The sequence below is a fragment of the Amycolatopsis pretoriensis genome (assembly GCF_900107925.1).
GTDB lineage: Bacteria > Actinomycetota > Actinomycetes > Mycobacteriales > Pseudonocardiaceae > Amycolatopsis > Amycolatopsis pretoriensis.
The window spans coordinates 870,738-892,408 of the sequence record NZ_FNUJ01000002.1; the positions used below are offsets into that span (position 1 = coordinate 870,738).

Genomic DNA, 21,671 nt, shown 5'->3' on the forward strand with positions numbered 1-21,671 from the left:
AAACCAGCCATGAACACCACTCGTAGTGCCCTCGCCGCCGCCGGAGCCGGTGCGCTGCTCATCGGCACCCTCACCACCCTCGCTTCCAGCTGCACCCCCGCGACCGCGGCGCCGCCCGCCCTCTCAGCAGCCGCCGCGACGTCGACGGCGACGGGGATCTCGGTCTCCGGCGGCGAGCACCTCTCGGCCAGTCCCAGTGTGTCCAGCAGCGGCGCGATCAAGTCCGCCGGCGGCTCGGTGTCCAGTCCCAGCGGCGCGGTCGTGGCCAGCGGCATCAGCCTGCAGGCCGGCGCCGGATTCGGCGAAGCCCGTGTTACGTCGGTGCGGGTCGGCGGAACCACGGTCGGGCCGTTCGTCGCGACGTGCCGCAACGGCGCCATCACCACCAGCGCCCCGAAGGGCGGCAGCGGCAACCTCAAGGTCACCGGCGGCGGCCGTGGCACGGCCGGGGTCATCACCGTCACCACCGGCACCGCCCCTACCCGCACCACTGGATCCGGCGGACCGACGTCGACGAAGCCGACCGCGGGCCCGGCGATCACGGTGACCGTGGCGACGGTCAGCTGCGGTGTCGGTACCCCGCCGCCGACCGGCAACCCGCCCGCCGGCACCCGCCCGGCCCCGACGCACAAGCCCGGGGCACCGGGGACGTCGCGGCCGGGTGTGCCGGGCCAGCGGCACCAGCAGGGCGACAACCCGGGTGACCGGACCGCGCCCAAGCCGCAGCCCAAGCCCGGCCACGTCGCCGTCACCGGCTGACCCTCCAGACCGCGCGGGCCCGCGCCCCCACCTCAACCCCCCTCCAGCGCGGGCCCGCGCACCCCGTCCGCTCCCACGTCCCCGCCGGGCGCCCCTCCCCACGCCCGCACCACCACTCAACCCAGCCGACCCGCCGAACCGGGGAGATCCTCATGTCCACACTCGTTTTCAGCCACGCCAGCACCGACTACCCCGACACCTCCACGCCCTCCGACGACGACCGGGCCGTGCACTTCATCGGCTCGCTGCCCGCCGTCCTGACCGGCGACCACCGCGAAACCATGCAGTGGTTCCTCGACCACAGCACCGACACCTCGCTGACCGGGCTGCCGTGCGATCCGGACCCGCGGTGGATCATCGACTGGCTCGACGGCCTCGCCGCCGTCGACGCCCTCGAACCCGTCCGCACCGGCGCCTCCGCCGACTACGACGACATGCCGACCTACCGCCTCAAGCGCGACCGCTGGCTGGAATCCGAGGACCTGTCCCTCGGCCGCGCCGCCCACACCGACGCCGTCATGGCCGCCCGCGCCCAGCTGCACGACGACCGCGACTTCCCGCCGCACCAAGTGTCGATCCCCAACCCGTACGACCTGTCGCTGTTCACCTTCGGCAGCCCCGCTGCCGCGGTCACTCATCTTCCGGTGTTCCGCCAGGCCGTGCTCGACGACGTCCACACCATCCACCGCCTACACGGCAACCAGGTCGTCTTCCAGCTCGAAACCCCCGCCGTCCTCGCCACGCTGGACCGCACCCCACGGCCGCTCTGGCCCGCCGCAGTACGGGCGCTGGCAAAGCAGGTCGCCCGCGTCTTCGCCGACGGCCCCCGCGAGGCGACGTGGCGGATCCACCTCTGCCACGGCGACCTCGGCCACCAGCCCCTGTTCGAACTCTCCGACCTCGTGCCCGCCGTGCAGTTCCTCAACGCCCTGCACAAGCAGCTGCGACGGCTGCGGATCCCGATGCCGGCGGTGCACATCCCGATGTGCACCGGCGCCCAGGCCCCGTCCACGGATCCGCGGTTCTACCGGGCGCTGCGGCACCTGCGCCGGGATATCGACGTTATCGCCGGCCTCGTCGATGAAACCCACCCGGAGGCTTCCGGCACTGCGCTCGGGCTGGTCGAGACCGAACTGGACCGACCGGTGCTCGCGGTCGCCGCCGCCTGCGGCTACGGCCGTCGACTGGTTCCCGCCGCGGTCGCCAACGCCGCACTCGCGTGCGAACTCGCCCATCACACCACCGACACCCCGGCCCGCTGACCCAATGGAGAGGACTGCCGTTATGGACGCCACGACCACGCCGATGCCGTCCGCGGCCGGGAATCTGGCCAGCGAAGAGGAGGCACTGAAGCCGATCCTGCGCACCGGGATCGTGCTCACTCGGGCGCTATCGGGCGGCCGGATGCACTTGCCCGGGGCTACCACTCTCGCCCCGCAACGTCATGACACCACCGAGACCGCGATCGCGATCATCAGCGGCCACGTCGCGATCCTCTCCGGCAACGCCATGCAGCCCTTCCACCCGCAGGCCGGGGACATGATCTACATCCCGGCGACCCTGCCGTACGCGGTCGTGAACCTCAGCAACAACGCCTCCGTCCTCGCGTTGGTCTTCCGGACCGACCCCGGCTTCGACACCGACGTGCATCGCATGCCCGAACTCGACCAGGCCGTCTGCGACCAGATCCCCGACCTGCGCCGCGCCCACCACAAGGCACTCCTCACTCGGCGCAGCGGCCGCGCCCGCCGCACCTGAACCCGCTCCCACCCTCCGCCCAGCACCACGCCACCCGCCGACCAGCCCCGTTCGGCTCCTCCCCGTCACCTGGCGTGCCACAACGACCGGCTCGATCAGGAAGACGTCATGCGCACCTGGATCACCGACACCGCCCGCGACCTACTCGACCACCCGCCACCCGGCGGACCGCTCACACTCGACGAGATCGCCGCCTGCGCCAGCATCACCACCCACCACCTCCGGGCCTACTACAGCTCGGTCGAGGCCATCGTCGCCGACATCCCCGCACGCCCGAGCCAGAGGGGGCGGTGATGACGATGCGTTGGAAGAACCTCCACCTGCGCGGCGTCGGCGCCGCACTCGGCGAGCTCGTGGCCGTGGAGGACCTCGAAACCGAGTCGACGCTGCGCGGAGTGACCAGCCAGCGCGCGGTGTCGATCGCGCACGGCAGCACCGGGATGGATCTGGCCGTGCGTGCCGGGCGCAACGCCCTCGCCAGCATGGCCATCACCACCACCGGCGCCCTGCCCGTCCCCGACCTGCACTTCCACGCCGCGATCTGGCGCGGCAGCCGCGGCATCGACTTCTGGTCCCGCGCCGCCTACGTCCGCTCCCGCCTCGGCCTGCCCGCCGGCCGCGGTATCGCCACCGAGCTCAACGCCATGAGCAACAGCCTCGTCGGCGGCATCGACATCTCCGCACGCGTCCTCGCCGGCAGCCCCGACCTCGACACCGTCCTGCTCACCGGCGGCGAAACCTTCGGCCCACCCGCCTTCGACCACCTCACCGCCGACCACGGCATCGCCTACGGCGACGGCGGCTCCGCCCTCATCCTCGGCCGCCAGCCCGGCCTCGCCCGCGTCGTCGCCACCAGCTCCTACACCGACCCCACCCTCGAACAACTCCACCGCGGCAACGATCGGTTCCTCCCCGCCGGCACCACCGAACTCGGGATAGAACGGATCCGCGAGCGGAAACGCCAGTACACAGACGCCGTCGGCGCGGACTCGATCACCCGCCGCAATCACGACGGCGTCCGCGCCGTCATCGACGAAGCGCTCCACGACGCCGGCCGGCAGCTCGACCAGCTGCGCTAGGTCGTGCTGCCGCACTACGGACGGCACCTGCTCGACACCCACTGCCTGCAACCGCTCGGCATCACCGCCGACCGCACGTTGTGCCACGCCGGCGACCAATGGGGCCACATCGGACCCAACGACCAGATCATCGACCTCACCCACCTGATCACGCGCGGCGCCGTCGTCCCCGGCGACCACGTCGCCTTGCTCGGCATCGGTATCGGCATGACATGGACCGCCGCGATTCTCCGCATCGACGCGGTGCCGCCCAGCCTCAGTGTCCTCGCCCCGCCCCTGCGCTGGCCCTGGCGCACCCCAGCCGACCCGCAGCGCTAATCACCGGCCCGACACGCCAAGTTCCCGAGGACTCCCGATGCCAGACACCTACCTGCCGTCGCGCCTCGACCAGGCCGTCTTCAGCGCCCCCTTCATCATCATCGACGCAGACAATCACGCACACACGATCACCCGCCGCCTCGACGACGCCGCCACGATCCTCAACACCGACGACGCGGCCCGAGCAATCGTGGGCACCCTCCGCCCGCCCCTCCTTGCCATCGACATCGACCCCGAAGACACCGGCGCACATGCCGACGCGGGCGAGGCCGTCGCCGAACAGCTACTCCTGTGGGCCGATCGCTACGGCCTGCCTTGCCTCCGGCGCGCTTCCGGCCGCCCAGGGCACACCCACCTCCTCATCAAGACACCGGCATGCCTTCGTCAAGAACTGCAGCGCGTCGTCTACGCGGTCGCCACCAGGCACAACGTCTCCGCCACCGTCCGGTCAACGATCCGGCTCACCTCCTCACCACACCGACACCGGCTGCCCAGCCCGATCCTGAGCTGCACGCTGAGGACAAGCGACGTGCCAGAGCTCGTCACGTCGAGGGCCCCGCGGGTTATACGACCGGCGCGTCGCCGCGGAGCCTCGAACGTCAGCAGGTCCGAAAGCGAATACGGCCACGCCCTCGCGCTCGCCCGCGCCGGCCACACCACAGCGCACGCCTGGGCATTCGCCAACCTCGCCGGCACCAAGGCCCGCGAGATCGGACGGCAAGCCTGGCGACGCTGGTTCTGGGCACCCGCCACCACGATCGCCGCCGCCGAACGCGGCCTCACCGAGCAGCAGGCGTGGGACCTCTTCCACCAAGCGTCCCCGACGCAAGCCGCCCACGTCGGGAGAGACGCCTGGCGCCACAACCGCTGGCTATTCGCACTTCGCGAGGCGGCCGAACCTAGACCCCGACGACGACGCCTGGAACCACCTCAAGCCAGCGACCACCAAAACGAACCGTCAGCTCGTCAGCTCCGACACGTCCGTGCCGAGCTCCAAGCGGCCGTGGACAGCCAGCTGACGCGCGGAGCCAGCACGCCCGTACGCACCGCCACGATCGCAGGCGTACGGATCAGTAGCTTGCGCGCAGCTCTTGACGCATTCGCGCACGCCGTCCTCACGACACGGGGATCAATCTCGATTCGCCACTGGGCCGAGAGCGCCAACCTCGATCCCAAGACTGTGCGGCGCGCACGAGATGCCGCTCTCAAGCTGGGCATCCTGAAACGTGTGCACCAGTACACCGGAGGGGAGACAGACTGCGACGCATTCATGTTAACTGAAGGTACAACGAGAAATCCCAACACAGAATTAACTTCCCCCACTCCGTACACCCCCAGCCTCGGCCAAGCGAACCCCTTCAGACTGTGGTCACAGCATCAGCGCGACAGACGCCAATTCGCCATCAACCACAGCCTGAGATTCAAGACCGCACAACACCGGAGTCATCGCCCATCAGAGCTGGATTCCTCAATCCCCGGCGTCACTCCAGGACATCACGCTGACTCTTGCCCCCGACACCCCACCGCCGGAGATAACCGGGGGCGAGGCCGCGACCGCGGCAGTGCGTCCCTGGTCCACGCCGGGCCATCGCTACCGCCGCTACCACGACGTCATCCGCGATCTCACCCCACCGAAGCTGTTCGAGAACCGACTGTGCTTCCGCCTGAAGCACCTCGATTACACAACTCCACAAATCGGGATGCACTTCGGACACATGGGTTTCTTCGACTCCATGGACACCAACGAAGCTCTCGCGCACGAAACCGCTCTGCGGCACTTGATGCGCGACCACAACGACGAGCTTTCCACCATGAAACCGTCGTGGCGGCGACTACCCTTCAGAACCCTCATCGGAGACCCGTTCGACCTCAGCCGCCGCCCGCTGATGGGCGCAGTCGGAACCTTGACCATCCGCGGAGGCGACTCTCCCAGCGTGGTCCTGCATCAGCGTGACGGCAACAAGATCGCCGGCGGCGGAGGCATGACCCATCTCCTCCTCGCCGGGATCTTCCAGCCCTCCAGCGTTCTCCCGGCAGCCATCGCCGCGGACTTCTCCCTCTGGCGCAACATCCAGCGCGAACTCGCCGAAGAACTCCTCGGCCACGACGAATACGACGGCAGCGGCCACCCGATCGCCTACAACGACCTCGAGCCCTTCGCCACCCTCGACCGCGCACTCGACGCCGGCGACATCCAGATCTGGTGCCTCGGAGTCACCCTCGACGCCCTGACCCTCTGCGGAGACATCCTCACCGCCGCTGTCATCGCACCCGACCTCTACGACCACCTCTTCGCCGACGCCGTCAACACCAACTCCGAAGGAACCGTCCCGGCCCGCGCTCTGCCGTTCGAAGAAAACACCTTTCGCTACCTACGCGAAGAAGGCCGGCTCTCGCCGGGCGCAGCGGCGGCCCTCCACCTTGCCTGGAACCATCGCCACGTTCTCTTCGCGTGACAACACGCGCTAGTACTGCAACGGCACTTGGGTGGCGCGCGGCAACCGGCCGGCAATCGGTCCACTTCAACGGGCGCCTGATCAGGATCTCAGCTGACATCCGGCTCGGCGTGGATGTCAGGGCGCGGTTCCGCGCCCTGACATGGCGGTAGCCGAGGCAGCCGTCGCACACATCGTCCCCCTCAACTACGCACTGCGGGGTACTGGGAACCTCTCTGATCGGGCCACATTCTCACGAGGAGGTCCTCAAACCGCTCGGGGAAGGAGTTGCCCGAAATCATATGCGCTCCTCATGGTCAAGAAGGCGACGGAGACGGTCGAACTCCTGGGCGAGTTCGGGGTGATCGTCTCGCAGCCTGTTCAGGGCAGCGCTCGTGTCCAGCGCACGACCGATCTGGATGGCCCGCCCCTGCTCCAGCACCAGCACAGCTTGATCGACGTCGTCGACGTTGAGCGCTGCAGCGGCGGCGCTCCTTACGTCGTCACACGACGCGGCGAGCGTCTCGTTTGGCGATGCGACCCCGTTCTCGACCTTGCTCAGGTAGTCCTTGGAGTAGTGGACACGATCGGCCAGCATGGCAAGCGACAAGCCCGCGTCGTTCCGAAATCTGCGAAGCTCGCCGCCGAACGTGGCACTCCCAGGCATCGCTGACCTCCTTGGCGTCCCGTCGATTATGACGCCGAAATCCGCCTCATTCCTGTTCCTTGCCGCCTCCGAGCATTTGCCGCGCAGTGCGGCGCGACCGTCGGACCAGCGGATGCCATAGCGGCGATGCCGCCTGTCGATGGCCGCGCCGAAGCCGCTGCGGCTCGCCCGGGCCGAGGTGAACCGGGACAAGCCGATGGTCAGGACGGCGGGCCGCCGGCTCGGCCGGGAAAACCGCCGTGACTGTCGTCCATTTGCTCGTGTCGCTGGAGCTATGGTTACGCGTTCGAGGCGCTCGGCCAGGCGATCGAGATAGCCGCAAATGATGGTCGACCGCCGGTCGAGCACGGATTCGTGCGTCGTCGCCGACAGCAGCTGACCCGCCTCCCGAGGGCAACGCTTGCCCACGTCCAGGCCCCGCCCACCGCGCCGCCCGAATTCGCGATCTCGCTACCGTTGCGCTGCACCTCAGTATCGCCTCCAAGTGGGCTGCGGACTCGGCGACTTCCTCGACTCCGGTCAGGGCTGAAGCCAGCGGTCGAACCAGGCCCGGGTGCGACGCAGGACGTCGAGTTGGTGGTTGCGTTCTTGTATCGAGTGGCCCTCTCGGGGGTAGATCACGAATTCGTGCTCAACGCCGAAATGGCGCAGTGCCCGGTGGAAGTACACGGCTTGGCCGAGCGGAACGTTGGTGTCCTCGGCGCCGTGCAGGATGAGGACCGGGGTGCGTACGCGGCTGGCAAACGAGACCGGGCTGACCGCATCATGCGGGTGTGGGCCGATTCCCTCCCAGCCGATGCTGCCGCTGAGCGCGCCGTCGAGCTGGCCGTGCTCCCCGGTCGCGGCCAGCATCCCCCAGTCGGTGATACCCGCTTCGACCAGCGCGGCGCGAAATCGGTTTGTCTGCCCGATCGCCCAGGCGGCCATGAACCCGCCGTGGCTCCCACCGGCGATACCCAGCCGATCGGGGTCGGCGATGCCGTCGGCGATGAGCAGGTCGATGCCGGTCAGGATGTCGGACCACTCCTCCCGGCCGACCCTGCCCACGACGCCGGCCGCGAACTCGTGACCGTGGCCCTGCCCGCCCCGCGGGTTGGGCAGGAACACCGCGTATCCGGCGGTGGCCAGCCACTGTGGCCGTGCATCGTGGAACGAGAACAACTGGAGGCGATCGGCGTACCGGTCGTCGGGGCCTCCGTGCACGATCGTGACGAGCGGGAACGGGCCGTCCGAAGCGGATTTCCCGGCCGGCAGTATGAGCAGACCATCTAGATCGAGGCCGTCGGCCGCTCGATAGGCCAGCGGTCGCTGGATACCGAATGCGATGCCGTCCAATTCGGGGCGGGTGTCCGTGATCTTCCGCAGTGGCCCGGTCGGTGGCCCGACGTAGACGTTCGTGGGTTGGTAACGGGTGCCGGTCAGTGCCGCGACCGTCGTGCCGTCTGGGGTGGTGGCGAGGGCCTCGAGATCACCGGGGTGCTGCGACAGTGGCGTGGGACCGATGGGGTCGAGCCGTGTCAGGGTCGTGTTCAGGCCGTCGGCGAAGACCACCAGCGGAGCAGCGTCGGTCTGACACAGTTCCATGGGGCACATCGGCAACTCGGCGGTGCGGTTGCGGCGGACGCGGCTTCCCATAGCTAGGTCGAACACGGCGGTGCCGGCGTGCAGGACCGGCGGGGTGAGGGCGACGTAACCGAGGTGCCAACCATCGTCAGCCGGCCACCAAGCCAAGAACTGTGCGTCGACCTCGACCGATCCGAGGTCTTCCGCAGTCCCTGTGGCGGGGTCGAACAGGTGCAGCTGGCCGGTGCGGGGGCCGTAGTCCTTATCGGCGCTAGCCCGGGTGAGCACAGCGAGCGGGCCACCGTCGGGTCGTTGCCGCAGTTCCACGACGTGTCGGCCGTCGAACACGCTTGGCGTTGTGACGTGGCCGGTACGCAGGTCGAGCAGGCGCAGCCGGGCACGAGTTTCGCGTTCGCCGACAACGATGGCGTCGTCGCGGTCCTGGGCGCCGCGTAGGTCTTGGTCGGTGGGTTCGTCCTCGGCGAGCAGAGCGATCAGGTTGGGATCGGCGAGCGGCAAGTGGTCTGCGATGCCGGCGCGCCAGCGGGTCATCGCGATCACTGTTCCGTCTGCAGGCATGAGCCGGTGCAGCTGCGGAGTACCACGCTCAGCGCGATCGGACAGAAAGTACAGCGTACGCGAGTCCACGGACCAGCGGGGTCGGGACTCCGTTGCGGTGTCGGCGGTCACCCGGCTCCACACACCGTCGCCGTTGATGTCAGCCAGCCAGAGTGCGGTGTCGAGGTGGTCACCGATTCGGCTGGTGGGTGCGAGGACGTAGCAGAGCAGATGTCCGTTCGGAGCGAGAGTCGGTGTCTGCGGGACGCGCCCGTCGACCACGAGTTCGGCGGTCAAACCTGTCATGTGGTCAGTGTGCCGACGTTCCCACACCAGTTGGACGAGCCACCACGTTCGACACGCCCGCACGAAAGCGTGTAGCCGCACCGACGGGCGCACCACGCCGACGCGATAGTCTCCTGCAGCGACGGCGCCCCGAGCTGGGGCGCGGCGAGTGCACAGGAACGCCGCGTCAGTAGGCAATCGGCGGCACCTCGCACCGATCCCGGCCCGCGCCTGACGAGTCGGCGCAGAGCGCGGCCTGGTTGGCTTTCCCGTGCTCATCAGCAACGACGCAATGCCCATCACCAGCGCCGAATCATTGACCAGCGCTTTGGCGGTGACGTAGTGGACCTTGAACCAGCGACCCACCAGCGCGCCGTCGCGGTGTCCGGCTGCGATCGGAGGCGACATCTGGATGGCTGGTCTCCTGTGGTGGCGGCGATGGAGAATCCAGAACCCGGGCCTTCGGCACAGCGAGATCCGCTCAGCTGGAGCGAACGGCGAGTGTGGACGCTCGTGGCGGAAACCGACCGGGCCCACGCCCCGGACACCATTGGTGCGTCCGAGGCCAACACGAGGTCGTCGACACGGTGGTGGGCGAAACATCGCCGCCGGGTAGCACACCGACCGCCAACCACGGCCCGAAGGTAACGAGGCGACGTTGAAACAGTGCGGCTTGAACAAGGCAAAGCCGCCAGGGCAGAGTCGGTGCCTACTCCGACGAAAGGTCAACAGTGAAAAGAGGATCCGTTCCGGCCCTCGCCACCCGTCGCTGGACCGGATGCTCCACAGCTCGTTCGTCGAAACTTCGCGACACGTAGTTCAAGGCGTCGAGCAGGCCCGCGGAGGTCAGCTCGCCGTCGTCGTTGACATCAGCCACGCCGCGTAGAGGCATGGCCCCGATATCGCTCCAGCTCAATCGTCCGGACGAGGCAATGTAGCTGCGTGCCCGGCCCGCGTTGTCGGCATGAAGACAGAAAGGTACGTCCAGTAGCCCTTGCGCGAACGCCTGAACGAGCGCCTGGCCGATGTCCTCAGAAAGCCGCAGCGTAGCTGTGACCAGAGACTTGGCCTCCGCATACGTCTGGCTGTCGGCCGAAACTTGCGTGGTGAGGGGAAGATTCTGCCTCCTCTCGCCGTCCGCTGCCGCGCTCGCACGCTCAAGTGCCTCGACATTCTCATTGATGGTGGGTAGGCGCACGGCCTCCGCGGCGGTCTTCACCACGAGTCGGGCGGCTCCGGTACGGATGGCGAGCCGAGCGGCCGCTTCGCCCAGCAACATGCTCCCTGCGGGCGTCTTCGGATAGACGCCCATGTACTCGTAGATCACGACGTGCCAACCGGCGGAGCCCAACAGTTCCCGCGCCAGCCGCCGAAGTGCCGCCACGGCCTCCTCGTCCTGCTCCGGATGGGTCTGCTGCGCATAGCTCAGGGAGACGCTGTGCACCCCGTGCTGGCGAAAGAACAGTGCCTCGAGGACGCTGAGGGCGACCAGCAGACTCGGCGGGCAGAGCTGCCCCATCATGCAGCCGCCGAATGATTCCAGGTGAGGTTCGATTCCGACAGTGCGCAAGCCGGAAATGAGAGCGCAGCTCTCCTCCCAGTTCCGTACCGACTCTTGCAGCGGGATCGGGCCGTACGGCAAGCAGTAAGAAACCGGGCCACCCTCGCTCGCGGCCAGACCCGTGCGGACCAGTGCGGCGAAGACTCGCTGGGGCGCTGCGGACCCGTGCCGCACCTGGATGGGAAAGTCGGCGTCTTGTACTCCATCGAGAATGCGGCGAGTCATGTCCGCTGCGAACGTCGTAATGGGGTATCCGTTGAGCGGCGTCCCGTCGGCCAAAGCGGCTCGCGCGGCCGCGTGCTGGTTGGTGCGGGTGTAGCTGTCCAGCGTGATCGTGCCGACGGTGGTCGCTGCCGCATGCCGGGTCGCGATCAACCCGGCCCGCATCGCCGATGGATCGCTGAATCCCATCCGGGGCTGCACTACCAGCTGTCCCAGCGCTTGGGCCTTCTGGACGAAGGAGCCGAAGTTGTCCTCGGATCCGGCTCGACCGGCCGGCTCGCGGCCTGCTTGTTCGTTCACCTACGCAGTTCCCTGCGAGGCGCGGGCAGCGCGTCGACGAAGGCGCGGAAGACAGCGATGTCATCGCCATCGTGGAACACGGCATCGAAGCCCGCGGCCGCCAGCCGCCGCGCGCTTTCTCCGCCGTCCGGGCCGGCCACTCCGAGTTTGCCACCGATCACGACTGGGGTCGACGTCAGTTCGGGCGCGCTCCTGATCAGCGAGATGGCACCGATGCCGTCCTGAACTCCGTGCCCGTTCACGCTGCTCATCACGATCAGATCCGGACGCAGCGCCCGGCATCGGTCGACCAGCACCTGATCCGGCACGCAAGGTCCGAAGTTGATCACATGGTTTCCGAGCTCCTCCAGGAGCAACTGCAGGTAGATCAGGTTCCAGGTGTGCGAGTCCGAGGCCGTGCTGGTGACGACCACACGCAGACCGGCCGGAGCAGAGCCATCCGTGACAGGCGCACTCGCGGAATTCGCAGTGGCTCTGCAGTAGCGCCAGGACTCGAATTCCATGGACGTCAAGATCTTCCGGGGAAGCACCCCCATTCGTCTCATCACACCCTCCGTTACGGAGATTACTCGGGCGACAGTCGGACTGGGGGCCGTCTATAAGGGCATTCCCCAGCGCCTCTGATGAATCAATCGGTTCGACTGAGTACGTAGTGTTCGTAGAGGTTATTGGCGTGCGCCTCGATCTCCGGATCGCCGCTCAACCTGCTGATTTCTCGCATAGTTTCCCAGACGAATCCTTCACCGGCGTCGTTTCGATAATGCTTCTTGATGATGATTCCCAGGATGTCTTTGAAGTTGTCCATGTCGATGACTTTGGACATCCCCAGGATCGCGTCGCGATCGCCAGCGGACAGCGCCGGTCGCTTGGCCAGGTTGGTGTCCGGAATGCCGGCAGACCGGTCTTCGCCGAACTTGACGAGCCTTGTCTCCTTGCCGGTATCGGCGAAGTCCAGTATCAGGTGAACGCGCTTGTGGTCCGTCAACGCCGCCGCACTGTGCAAACGCGTCGCATCAAGAGACCACACCTCGCCGACCCGCATGCGGTAGATGACATTCTCCTCCATGAAGAGGGCGTCCTCGCTGGTGGCGAGAGGAACCTGCAACCGGTGAGCCACCTTTTCATCCTTGGATTTGTCCTCGAGCTCCAGAAAATCGCGATGCGGGACCAGGACGTTGTTCGACATCACGACCACCCGCGCGAAGAGCAGGTGCTCAACCACGAAGAAGTTCTGGATGATCTCCCGCACGTAGGCGAGCTTCCGGCCGTTCGCGGTCGGCAGGCAGGGCTGCCTGTTGTCGTACCTGGAAAGCACGCCGTCGCCGAGGACTCCACCACTGGTCCACACCATGGCGCTCTTCCACGGGTAACCGCAGCTGAACTCGATGTATGGTTCGTCGAAATCGAAGTGCGAGATGACATCGAGATCTTGGGAAAGTTTTTGGTGGTCGATCTCAAATGTTCCGAGCAAGCGCGTCTGCATGGCTTCCTTTCGACTTTGTCAGCGAGTAGGTCGAGTAAAGTCCAGCCGTTCATACGACGTGCCGGCAGCGGCTTCGAAGCCCACCGCACGGTCAAGCGGGCACCGGCGGCCCCTCGCCCGCGCCGAGCGTTCGCGCACGATCGACATGATCGGACAAACCGAGCAGCTCCCAACGTCGAAGGGAAAGCGGTACGTTGCCGTTGGACCACAGATCAGTGTGGAAACCGGCGAGGTCGAATGTGTCCGGTCGATCACTCGCACAGGCTGTCATCAGGTCCAGTACCTGCTGCTTGCCCGTCTGATAGCTGAGCCCCTGCCCTGGGTGCCCGGCAAAGTAGACTGCCTCCGCCCACGCCGTTTGACGGTCCATCCCAACCAAGCCAGCGAGTCGGTCGGCGGCCGTCTCGATCGTGAGCTCGCCGAGAGCCAGCCCGATGTCGATCTCGACGCGCAGCGACCGAAGCCGCATGGCGTTCAGGACGAACAGCGAGCTGTCAGGATGGTTGTCGAACAACCCAGCCGTGAGCAGTGACTCTTCGTTGGCGAAGGCAATTCCTTCGTTCGCCGCGGAATCGTAGTAGTGGCGGCGTACCGGGTTGGTGTTGCGGGAGGACAGTGCCGCCTGCCAGGCATGCACGCCTTCGTGCGCGATGCCGACGCGGGGGTCACGTGCCTCCGCAAGCTCGAAGTAGGGCAGATCCTCTCGTGGGGCGCGGATGTAACGCAGTGCGTCGCCGGCGGGACAGCCGGGCGGGGGGAAGTGGTGCGGAACGCTCAGCCAGCCAAGCGGCTCCAGATAGGCGGGCATGGCGGCGTTGCGGTAGTGGGGCAGGTCGTCGGGAAGGTCGACCAAGCCTCGTTGGCGGCAGAATGCGCGAACACCTTGTTCCTCCTCACGCTGACGAGAGATCTGCTGTGCCACGTCGGCGATCAACGGTGCCGGGGCACTTCGACGGTGGCGGGCACGCGCGATCAATTCGGCGGCCGTGCTGCGTTGGTACTCCTGACGGCCCATCCAGCGAAGGTGTTCGACGGAGTAAGGCAGCAACGCCACCCGGTGCAGGAAGAAGTTGAACGCTTCGGCCCCGGCACTCGTCGTGGTCGTGAACGTCGAGAGCCGGTCGCCGAGCCAGGTTCGAAAGCTCGTCAGAGCGACGCAGGCGGCGGTCGTCCTCTCCGGCAGGACCCGCTGCTGGGCAGCGGGCAACGAAGAAGCGAGGGCGGCCATCGCGGTCGCCAGCTGCTCGCTCGCCTTCTCCAGTAGCAGCAACGCACACCGTGCGAAGGGCGCGGCAGCGTGGCCGGCCAGATTCTCCTCCGCGGCCGCGAGCACCGCGGGCACACGATGAAGGCAGTCTACGAGCGACTGTGCGCGAACCTCGGTGAACGGCGGTGGGGCAAGCAGCAGGTTGGCCACCGGGCCAAGACTTTGATCGAGGTAGAAGCCGGGGTTGCGCTGCCAGTCCCGCAGCAGGTTCAGCTCCCAGTGCACCCGCGCGAGAGCGGAGCCGACGAGCCGCCGGTCGACTTGGTCGGCCACCGGCGCGCCGCGATCCTCGAGAGCGCTGTAGCGTCCGGCGAACGCGGCCAGGACCCGGCGCCGGTCCTCGACCGCCGCCGCCGACCATTCCGGCAGCCACCCCGGCGGACGCTGCACCCGGCAGACGTCGTCGAAGGAGTCGGGCTGCGTGGCCTCGCGCCACAGCCAGAACTCTTCGGACAACTTGTTCATCGCGGTCACCAGCGGGCCCCTCAAGAGGTGATGCTGACGTCGTACGTGCGCAGCCAGCGATCGACCTCGACGACGGGCAGCACGAACTGCAGGTTGTTCGCCATGGTCATCATCTCCCGCTGGCCGTCGGCAGCATCCTTTACCTTGTCCACGTCCAGCAACTCCCGCAGCGGGGACGCACCGTCGTTCAGCACAGCGGCCAGATCGGCTCGCACGACCTTGGCGTGGTCGGAGGAAAATGTCGCCGGATAGGCACTTTTGGCCCTCCACAGCACTTCGGGCGGCAGGAGATCGCTCACCGCTGCCCGCAGCAGGCTCTTCTCCCGGCCATCGGCAACCTTCATCTGCCAAGGCACGTTCCACACGTACTCGAGCAGCACGTGGTCACAGAACGGAACCCGGACCTCCAGTCCCAGCGCCATGCTCATCCGGTCCTTGCGGTCGAGCAGGTACAACAACGGCCCTTGCAGGCTGAGGTAGAGCACCTCGCGCATCCGGGCTGCCAGACCGGATTCACCCGCCAACCGGGGAACCCGTGCCAGCAACGTCCGGTAGCGGTCACGCTCGTCGTCGTGGGGACGGACACTGGCCAGCACGTCGGGGGCCAGGCAGTCGGTGAGTCTCGGCGCCGAGCCGAGCCAGGGAAAGGTGTCGCCCCAGACGGTCGACCGGTCAAAGAACCAGGGGTACCCGCCGAACACCTCATCGGCACCTTCGCCCGACAACGCCACCGTGGACCGCGCGCGGATCTGCTCGAAGAGCAGGTACATCGAAGCGTCGAACTGCCCCAGGCTGGGCAGGTCACGGGCGGCCAGCGTCGTGGGCGTGACCTCGGACAACGCCGACGGGTCCACGACGATCGGTGTGTGGCCCACACCGATGTGCCGGGCCGCGGCCAACGCGAACGGCGTGTCACGGTCCGGACGCAGCGCGGTGGCCGTGAAATCGGCGTCGGCGCCGGCGAAATCAACGGAATACGACTGCAGATCGCGATACGACCGCAGTGCGGCGAGCGCGGTGACGGCACTGGAATCCAGACCGCCGGAAAGGAGCGTGCACAACGGCACATCGGCGACCAGCTGATGAACGACGACGTCGTCGAGTATCTCCCTGACAGCGCTCACGGTGGTGGCGTAGTCGTCATGGTGCTCACGACTGACGAGGCGCCAGTACGGAGTCTCGTGCGTGCCGGACCGGTCCACCCTGGCCAGATGCCCCGGTTGCAGCTGGCGCAAGTCCGTGAACGGCGTCTCCCAAGGCATGGTGAGCCGTGGGTTGAACAGAATGGGCAGCTTGTCCACGCTCATCCGCGGTGTGAACAACGGGTTCGCCAGTATCGCCTTGGGTTCGGAGGCGAACAGGATGCCACCGTCATACGCGTAGTAGTACAGGGGCTTCACGCCGAGCCTGTCCCGCACCAGGACCAGTTCCTCGCGGGTGGCATCCCAGATGGCGAGCGCGTAGATCCCCCGCAGCCGGTCGACGAACCCCGCTCCCCATTCCAGGTACGCGGAGAGCACGACTTCGGTGTCGGAGGAAGTGCTGAACCGATGGCCGAGTGTGCTCAGCAGTGTTCGCAACTCGCGAAAGTTGTAGAGCTCACCGCTGTAAGTCAGCACCGTGGCGGTTTCCGGTCCGCCCCGCCGCGCCAGCATCGGTTGCACGCCGCCCTCGACGTCGACGACCGCGAGCCTGCGGTGACCGAGCCCGACGTGCGAGGCGAGCCACAACCCGGCCGCGTCCGGGCCACGAGGGCGCAGGGTCTCGGTCATGGCCGCCAGCGTCTTCCGCTCGAGGGTCAAGTCCCGGGTGAAGTCGACCCAGCCGGTGATGCCGCACATCATTTTCCCCTTCGGCAGACAGACGTGGATTCACGGATGCGGGCCGCTCAGCGCAGTGACACGCGTGGCTGCCGGCCCACCGCCGACCGGCCGGCGAGGAACTCGTCGAGGTGAACGAGACGTTTCCCGGTCACCCCCGGGCATTCCCATCGCAAATCGGACCGGGCAGGCCGTTGCTCGTCGTGGAAGTACACGGCTTCGAAGCCATCCTCGGAGGACATGGTCAGCATCGGATTGGCCACCAGGAAGTCACGGACCGCTGGCCGGTCGCGCACCACGCGCAGCAGCAGCCGTTGTTCGCCGAAGTGGTTGGCCGGGAGCGTGACCTCCGGATGCATCTTGCGTTTGAACTGGAACAGTCCCTTGCTGAGGAACGGCTCGCAGCCGGACAGATCCACCCGCGTGACTCCGTGGCCGGCAGCCCACCGGAAGATCATGATGTAGAGCGCCAGGTAGGTGGCTGATTCGTAGGCTTTCGAACCGCCACCCTCGACACCGGCCAACCGGATCACCAGGGTCCGGCCGTCGAGTCTGCACAGCATCCCGGCGGTCCGCCGGCCTGACTCGCACAGGAAGAACAGCACGCCCCTGCGAAACAGACAGGCCCACGCCGTACGACGGGACTCCGATCGCGCCGCGGCGCCGTGCCGAACAGCCATCGTAGGACGGTGCATGCCGTCGTAGAAGTGGTCGAAATCCACCGCGCTCGAAGCGACCTCAAGAGTACGTTCCCGCGCGACCAGTTCCCTGGCGTACTGCTGGCGGGCTTTGCGCGAGATCCGTCCGAGCACCGTCTCGAAATCCCGGCCGACGGGGACGGAGAGAGTTATCCGCAGCGGTGCGAGCACACTGCGGGCCGGCAGCCGCGCCGGGATCCGGCGCACCGGCAAGCCCACTGCCAGAATGTCGGTGTCCGGGACGGCCTCGGCGTGCACCAGCTCCGGCCAGGTGCTGCGACGCTCGGTGCGTGCGGAGACGCCTCCTCGTCGCTGTTCGAGGAAGTCGAGTACGTGAACCACTCCACGAGACAGGCCGCCGTACGCGAACACCGGAGCATCCGGCGAACCGGCGGAGCGCACCACAGCCGGACGCAGCTCGACTGCGGCATCGACCAGGGAATGCGCACGAACGATCCGCGGGTCGGCACTGTTGTTCCATGCGTAGCGCCAGTTCGTCAGCACCGCACGACCTCCATCTCGTGTCCTCTGATCACGCGGACGCTGTATCTCGGACGAGTGCGGCGAGTTCCGCCAAGGTGCTGACGCGGGTTATGTGCTCATCCCGCATCGGAGGGAGCGACGAGTCGTCGTAGCAGCCGGAGCCGTGTACGACCACGTCGGTGTCCGCGGCGATCAGTCCGCGTTCCCTGGCTACCAGCACGCCTGTCAGTACCTTGATCAGTGACCACTCGCGGATCGACGCCGGGTCCGCGCCGATCTCGATACCCGCGTTCGACGCCACAGCACGGACTCGGTCGAAGCGATCCAGGCATTCCCGCTTGGACACCACGACCCCGCCTCCGCCATACCTGCCGACGATCGCGTTGACCTGCGCGGACGTCGCCGGGGACTTGGTGTAGAAGGTGGCGTCGATCGTCTCTTCCGGAGCATCGGTCACCGCGGGGAACTCGAGAGCGGCTCCCTGCCGCCAAAGTCCCGCCGCCGAGTCGTACTCGTAGTCGGGCACCTTGGTACCGAGGAGGCTGGTCACCATGTCTGGCGTGGCCAATTGCTGGACCAGGAAAAAGCCGGGATGGTTCGCCGGCACACTCAGGCCCGGAAGTCCCGTTGCGAGCGCCTCGAAGCCGAGGTGGTAGCCGAGCAGGCCGAACGCACTGGACACGGCGTGTGCGTGGAACCGCGGAGGCGAGTCCTCGGTGACCGGGAGCAACTCGGCCTCGACAAAGGCCCGCGCCGCGTCGGCGATGCGGTAGTTGTCGAGATCGAGGGTGTACCAGACCCGGAAACCCGTGGTGTCCATGATCTCCGCCGCCTGCGCGGCGACGACCTTCGCCGACAGTTGCTTGACATCAGCGGGCTGGTCGACGTTCACCATGGCGACCGGATTGACCGAGTGCAGGGCGCCTTCCCAGGTGAGCGCACAGTCGCGCAGCTTCACCCGCGAGCTTTCCGGGACGAGCATCACCATGCGCAGTTGCTCGGGGGTGACCAGACCGCACTCGTACGCCCGCGCGATTGCGTCGCGCAAGGCCGTACCCTTGTTGCCCGACGTGGGCGTGAAGACCAGGATCCGCTCACCGGTACGCCGAATGTGGCTGACCGCACGCGAGACCATCAGCAGCGACGCCATCGTCTTGGTCGTCCTTGCGCCGGGATTGCGCATCAGGTCGAAGAGAAACATGTTCTCGCCGACCTGGCTCAGCCCGATGTCGGTGACGTCGGTGAACTCTTCGAAGACCTCCAGCGGCTCCAGCGGGATCGCCAGGTCACCGCCCCGAGCGGCAGTCACGACGCGAGCGACGGCCCGGATGTGCTCGTGGTACCTGCTGAGCGCATTCTGCACGATATTGACCGCGCCTGTCTGGTCCGCAGCCGACGTCATTGGATCACTCCTAATCAAGTGCGTTGCACGACTACTCGCGGGAACCGGCCGAATCAGCGCTTCCGTAACGCACTGCCTCCCCCCTGGCCACTGCGGCCGATACTGCGTTTTCAAATGCCATTTCGGTTCCTTTGAACACTCCGGCCGCCCGAGGATAGTTCACGACGACATCGGTGAAACCGAGTTCGCGACAGCGACCGACGGTATCAGCGAACCGCTCGACCGACTCGTACGGCTCGGAGACCACACGACTCACGTTGACCAGCTTGGCCAGCTCGCGGACGTCACGCCCCTCCTCCTCGCAGACGTGCTCCAGCCGGCGCATCTGCTTGCCGAGCAACTCCCAGCTGTCCGGCTCCGGCCGAGCCCCCGGTTGTCGTGTGTCGCCGATAGTGACCCACACATCGGCGTACCGGGCGACGACAGCCATACCGCGCGACCCCGAGGCAGCAACGGCGAACGGCACTCGAGGGTGTTGGACGCAACCAGGAATCATCCGAGCGTCCACCGCGGTGAAGTGTTTGCCGGCGTAAGTGGTCACTTGGTTGCGCAGCAGCATGTCCGATAGCTCGACGAACTCCGCGAATCTGTTCGCGCGCTCCCGCCCGGACAGTTCTGGGCCACCGAGCAGCAGTGCGTCCGGGCCGAGCGCGCCCGCGCCCACACCGAACACGAACCGCCCTCCCGAAACCTCGTCCAAAGTCATCACTTGCTTGGCAAGCACCACGGGGTGGCGGAAGTTCGGTGTCGTCACCATGGTCCCGATCCTGATCCGATCGGTAATGGCGGCCACCGCGGTCAAGACCGTGAGGGAATCGTGCCAAGCTCCGTCACGCAGGTTCCGCCACGAATGGTGATCGAACACCCAAGCGTGGTCGAGGCCCATCCGCTCCAGGCCGGTCCAGATCCGCCGGGTTCGAGCCCATTCGTACTCGGGAAGCACCACCGCACCCAACCGCACGCTCGCCACGCCCGCGTCTCCTGGCTTACGCCGACCGACTTGCCGGCGTCGCCCCTGGCTCGTCCTCGCCGGCCGGGATGCTCATCTTTTCGACAAGACTCCGCGGTCTCATGTCGATCCAATGACTCTCGATGTAGTCGAGGCAGGTTTGCCGATCAGTCTCCGGGAGCCGAACCGACCAACCGCCCGGGACCTCGGCGAAGGCGGGCCACAGCGAGTGCTGCTCTTCGCGGTTCACCAGTACGAGGAATCGACCGTCAGGATCATCAAAAGGGTTTTCCACGACTACCGTCCTTCCACCAGCGGAGATCCTATTTGGATTCTTCCGCCAGCACATCTGACTCAACCGTTGCGCTGGCCAGCGCGCGGTTGTTCAGCCTGGGATAGAAAACCAGTGTCACCAGGATGAGAAAAATCCCTGCCGCCACATACGGGATCTGGACACCGAACGAATCGGCGAGAAGGCCTCCGAGTGCCGCACCCACCGGCCCTCCGATCATTACCACCATCCTACTCGACGAGAGCACCCTGCCCAAGAGATTGCGGGGCACAATCTGCTGGCGGAGCGTACTGACCACGACATTCTGCGCAGTCGTCAGCGCGCCGGTCGCCAGCATCATGAGAGCCGCGACCCAGACATTGGCGACGAGCCCCAGCACCAGAACGGCCACCCCCACGCCGGCCTTCCCCGCGAGCAGTACCGTGCCGGAGCCGAATCGCTTGCCGATGGCCGAGGCTGCCAATCCGCCGGCCGTCGCTCCCACCGCCGTCGCGGTCAGCAGCAAGCCGAACCCGATGTCCGGGAGCCCGAGAGCTTGCTTGGCCAGCAACGCCAGCATCGCGAACTGCGCCGAGGCGACGATGTTGCTGAGGCAGCTGATCGCGGCCAGCGCCTTGAGGGTGCGATTACCGAGCAACCACCGGATACCCTCGACGATTTCCGCTCGCGCGCTCTTGCGGGGAGCGTCGGACGTCGCCTTGGTCGCGGTGTCCGGCCGGATCGACCGGATCAACATGCCGCTGGCCGCGAAGGACAAGGCGTTCCCCGCGAACGGCAGGACGTGCCACACACCGAACAACGCGGAGCCCAGCGGCGGTCCCACGAAGTCCTCACCGTTGATTTCCGCTGCGGCGATCCGCCCGTTCGCCACCGACAGCTGCCGTGGATCTCGTGACACGAAATCGGGAACGGCCGACTGGGCCGCGAGGTCGAAGAAGACCTGCCCGACACCGAGGACGAATGCGGTGAGCACCAGCCAAGCCAGGTTCACCCACGCAGTCAGGATCAGCACGACGAGAACGATCAGGATCGCGAAACGGACGATGTCCGCCCACACCATCACCTGCCGACGGTCCAGTCGATCGACCACGACACCGGCGTACAGCGAAACCAGCACCCAGGGAATCTCGACAGCCACGACGACCAGGCTCAATGCCAGGGGGCTGTTGGTGATTTGGAGGACCAGCAGAGGCAACGCGGCCGCGTGCATACCGGTGCCGGTGGCCGACACGAGCGTAGCGGCAAAGAGCCGATGGAAGCGCCCGCCCAGTTTCACCTTCGAGTTGCCAGGTTCCTTTGTACGCACT

At 66.9% G+C, this 21,671-nt stretch carries 19 protein-coding genes; 7 read left to right on the top strand and 12 right to left on the bottom strand.

Annotated features, from left to right (window positions below):
* Positions 1-9: 9 nt before the first annotated feature.
* The 7 genes from BLV96_RS10785 to BLV96_RS10820 all read left to right on the top strand — a co-directional run bounded on the left by BLV96_RS10785 (position 10) and on the right by BLV96_RS10820 (position 6,370).
* Positions 10-759 carry a hypothetical protein gene (locus tag BLV96_RS10785; RefSeq protein WP_091389025.1) on the top strand — a complete coding sequence of 250 codons (750 nt, stop codon included), beginning with the start codon at positions 10-12 and terminating at the stop codon, positions 757-759.
* Between the two features lie 152 nt (positions 760-911).
* Entirely contained in the window at positions 912-2,021 is a 1,110-nt protein-coding gene (locus tag BLV96_RS10790; RefSeq protein WP_091389027.1) for a hypothetical protein, read from the top strand.
* Positions 2,022-2,043: 22 nt separating this feature from the next.
* Positions 2,044-2,517 (top strand): cupin domain-containing protein, encoded by a 474-nt coding sequence (locus BLV96_RS10795; RefSeq protein WP_086676922.1) that lies wholly within the window; start codon positions 2,044-2,046, stop codon positions 2,515-2,517.
* A gap of 108 nt (positions 2,518-2,625) precedes the next feature.
* Complete coding sequence (locus BLV96_RS10800; protein WP_086676923.1) at positions 2,626-2,811, top strand: hypothetical protein; 186 nt, start codon at positions 2,626-2,628, stop codon at positions 2,809-2,811.
* Complete coding sequence (locus BLV96_RS10805; protein ID WP_086676924.1) at positions 2,811-3,596, top strand: hypothetical protein; 786 nt, start codon at positions 2,811-2,813, stop codon at positions 3,594-3,596. Before BLV96_RS10800 ends, BLV96_RS10805 begins: the two co-directional genes overlap by 1 nt.
* 3 nt (positions 3,597-3,599) lie before the next feature.
* On the top strand, positions 3,600-3,914 hold the full coding sequence (locus BLV96_RS10810; protein ID WP_086676925.1) for a 3-oxoacyl-[acyl-carrier-protein] synthase III C-terminal domain-containing protein: 315 nt from the start codon (positions 3,600-3,602) through the stop codon (positions 3,912-3,914).
* A 1,562-nt stretch (positions 3,915-5,476) separates the two neighbouring features.
* On the top strand, positions 5,477-6,370 hold the full coding sequence (locus BLV96_RS10820) for a hypothetical protein (protein ID WP_208608194.1): 894 nt from the start codon (positions 5,477-5,479) through the stop codon (positions 6,368-6,370).
* 277 nt (positions 6,371-6,647) lie between these two features.
* Here BLV96_RS10820 and BLV96_RS50565 read toward each other — a convergent pair whose 3' ends face one another.
* The 12 genes from BLV96_RS50565 to BLV96_RS10880 form a co-directional block, all read right to left on the bottom strand.
* Positions 6,648-7,424, bottom strand: a complete 777-nt coding sequence (locus BLV96_RS50565; RefSeq protein WP_244180153.1) for a helix-turn-helix domain-containing protein — start codon at positions 7,422-7,424, stop codon at positions 6,648-6,650.
* Positions 7,425-7,535: 111 nt separating this feature from the next.
* Positions 7,536-9,830, bottom strand: coding sequence for a S9 family peptidase (locus BLV96_RS10830; RefSeq protein WP_244180154.1), 2,295 nt, complete (start codon positions 9,828-9,830; stop codon positions 7,536-7,538).
* A gap of 301 nt (positions 9,831-10,131) precedes the next feature.
* On the bottom strand, positions 10,132-11,505 hold the full coding sequence (locus BLV96_RS10835) for a methylaspartate mutase (protein ID WP_086676929.1): 1,374 nt from the start codon (positions 11,503-11,505) through the stop codon (positions 10,132-10,134).
* Complete coding sequence (locus BLV96_RS10840; protein WP_208608195.1) at positions 11,502-12,008, bottom strand: cobalamin B12-binding domain-containing protein; 507 nt, start codon at positions 12,006-12,008, stop codon at positions 11,502-11,504. The genes BLV96_RS10835 and BLV96_RS10840 overlap by 4 nt, the downstream gene beginning before the upstream one ends.
* A 125-nt stretch (positions 12,009-12,133) precedes the next feature.
* Positions 12,134-12,988 carry an aspartyl/asparaginyl beta-hydroxylase domain-containing protein gene (locus tag BLV96_RS10845; protein ID WP_086676931.1) on the bottom strand — a complete coding sequence of 285 codons (855 nt, stop codon included), beginning with the start codon at positions 12,986-12,988 and terminating at the stop codon, positions 12,134-12,136.
* A 91-nt stretch (positions 12,989-13,079) separates the two neighbouring features.
* Positions 13,080-14,720: a DUF885 family protein gene (locus BLV96_RS10850; protein ID WP_244180191.1), complete on the bottom strand. Its 1,641-nt coding sequence runs from the start codon at positions 14,718-14,720 to the stop codon at positions 13,080-13,082.
* A gap of 20 nt (positions 14,721-14,740) precedes the next feature.
* Complete coding sequence (gene asnB / locus BLV96_RS10855; RefSeq protein WP_086677016.1) at positions 14,741-16,561, bottom strand: asparagine synthase (glutamine-hydrolyzing); 1,821 nt, start codon at positions 16,559-16,561, stop codon at positions 14,741-14,743.
* A gap of 47 nt (positions 16,562-16,608) precedes the next feature.
* The gene (locus tag BLV96_RS10860) at positions 16,609-17,742 is read right to left on the bottom strand and encodes a hypothetical protein (RefSeq protein ID WP_143050943.1); all 1,134 of its coding nucleotides are present in this window, start codon (positions 17,740-17,742) and stop codon (positions 16,609-16,611) included.
* Positions 17,743-17,770: 28 nt separating this feature from the next.
* Positions 17,771-19,123, bottom strand: a complete 1,353-nt coding sequence (locus BLV96_RS10865; RefSeq protein WP_086676934.1) for a DUF6002 family protein — start codon at positions 19,121-19,123, stop codon at positions 17,771-17,773.
* 31 nt (positions 19,124-19,154) lie between these two features.
* Entirely contained in the window at positions 19,155-20,093 is a 939-nt protein-coding gene (locus BLV96_RS10870; RefSeq protein WP_086676935.1) for an LLM class flavin-dependent oxidoreductase, read from the bottom strand.
* A 16-nt stretch (positions 20,094-20,109) separates the two neighbouring features.
* On the bottom strand, positions 20,110-20,367 hold the full coding sequence (locus BLV96_RS10875) for an MbtH family protein (protein ID WP_086676936.1): 258 nt from the start codon (positions 20,365-20,367) through the stop codon (positions 20,110-20,112).
* A gap of 28 nt (positions 20,368-20,395) precedes the next feature.
* A complete protein-coding gene (locus BLV96_RS10880; RefSeq protein WP_244180155.1) occupies positions 20,396-21,670 on the bottom strand; it encodes an MFS transporter in 1,275 nt (424 codons plus the stop codon).
* Between the last annotated feature and the right edge of the window lies 1 nt (position 21,671).

Excerpts from the sequence above, each read along its gene's own strand:
- BLV96_RS10785 (WP_091389025.1), top strand. The coding sequence starts at position 10 with ATGAACACCACTCGTAGTGCCCTCGCCGCCGCCGGAGCCGGTGCGCTG.
- BLV96_RS10790 (WP_091389027.1), top strand. The coding sequence starts at position 912 with ATGTCCACACTCGTTTTCAGCCACGCCAGCACCGACTACCCCGACACC.
- BLV96_RS10795 (WP_086676922.1), top strand. The coding sequence starts at position 2,044 with ATGGACGCCACGACCACGCCGATGCCGTCCGCGGCCGGGAATCTGGCC.
- BLV96_RS10800 (WP_086676923.1), top strand. The coding sequence starts at position 2,626 with ATGCGCACCTGGATCACCGACACCGCCCGCGACCTACTCGACCACCCG.
- BLV96_RS10805 (WP_086676924.1), top strand. The coding sequence starts at position 2,811 with ATGACGATGCGTTGGAAGAACCTCCACCTGCGCGGCGTCGGCGCCGCA.
- BLV96_RS10830 (WP_244180154.1), bottom strand. The coding sequence starts at position 9,830 with ATGTCGCCTCCGATCGCAGCCGGACACCGCGACGGCGCGCTGGTGGGT.
- BLV96_RS10840 (WP_208608195.1), bottom strand. The coding sequence starts at position 12,008 with ATGGAATTCGAGTCCTGGCGCTACTGCAGAGCCACTGCGAATTCCGCG.
- BLV96_RS10845 (WP_086676931.1), bottom strand. The coding sequence starts at position 12,988 with ATGCAGACGCGCTTGCTCGGAACATTTGAGATCGACCACCAAAAACTT.
- BLV96_RS10850 (WP_244180191.1), bottom strand. The coding sequence starts at position 14,720 with ATGAACAAGTTGTCCGAAGAGTTCTGGCTGTGGCGCGAGGCCACGCAG.
- asnB (WP_086677016.1), bottom strand. The coding sequence starts at position 16,561 with ATGTGCGGCATCACCGGCTGGGTCGACTTCACCCGGGACTTGACCCTC.
- BLV96_RS10865 (WP_086676934.1), bottom strand. The coding sequence starts at position 19,123 with ATGACGTCGGCTGCGGACCAGACAGGCGCGGTCAATATCGTGCAGAAT.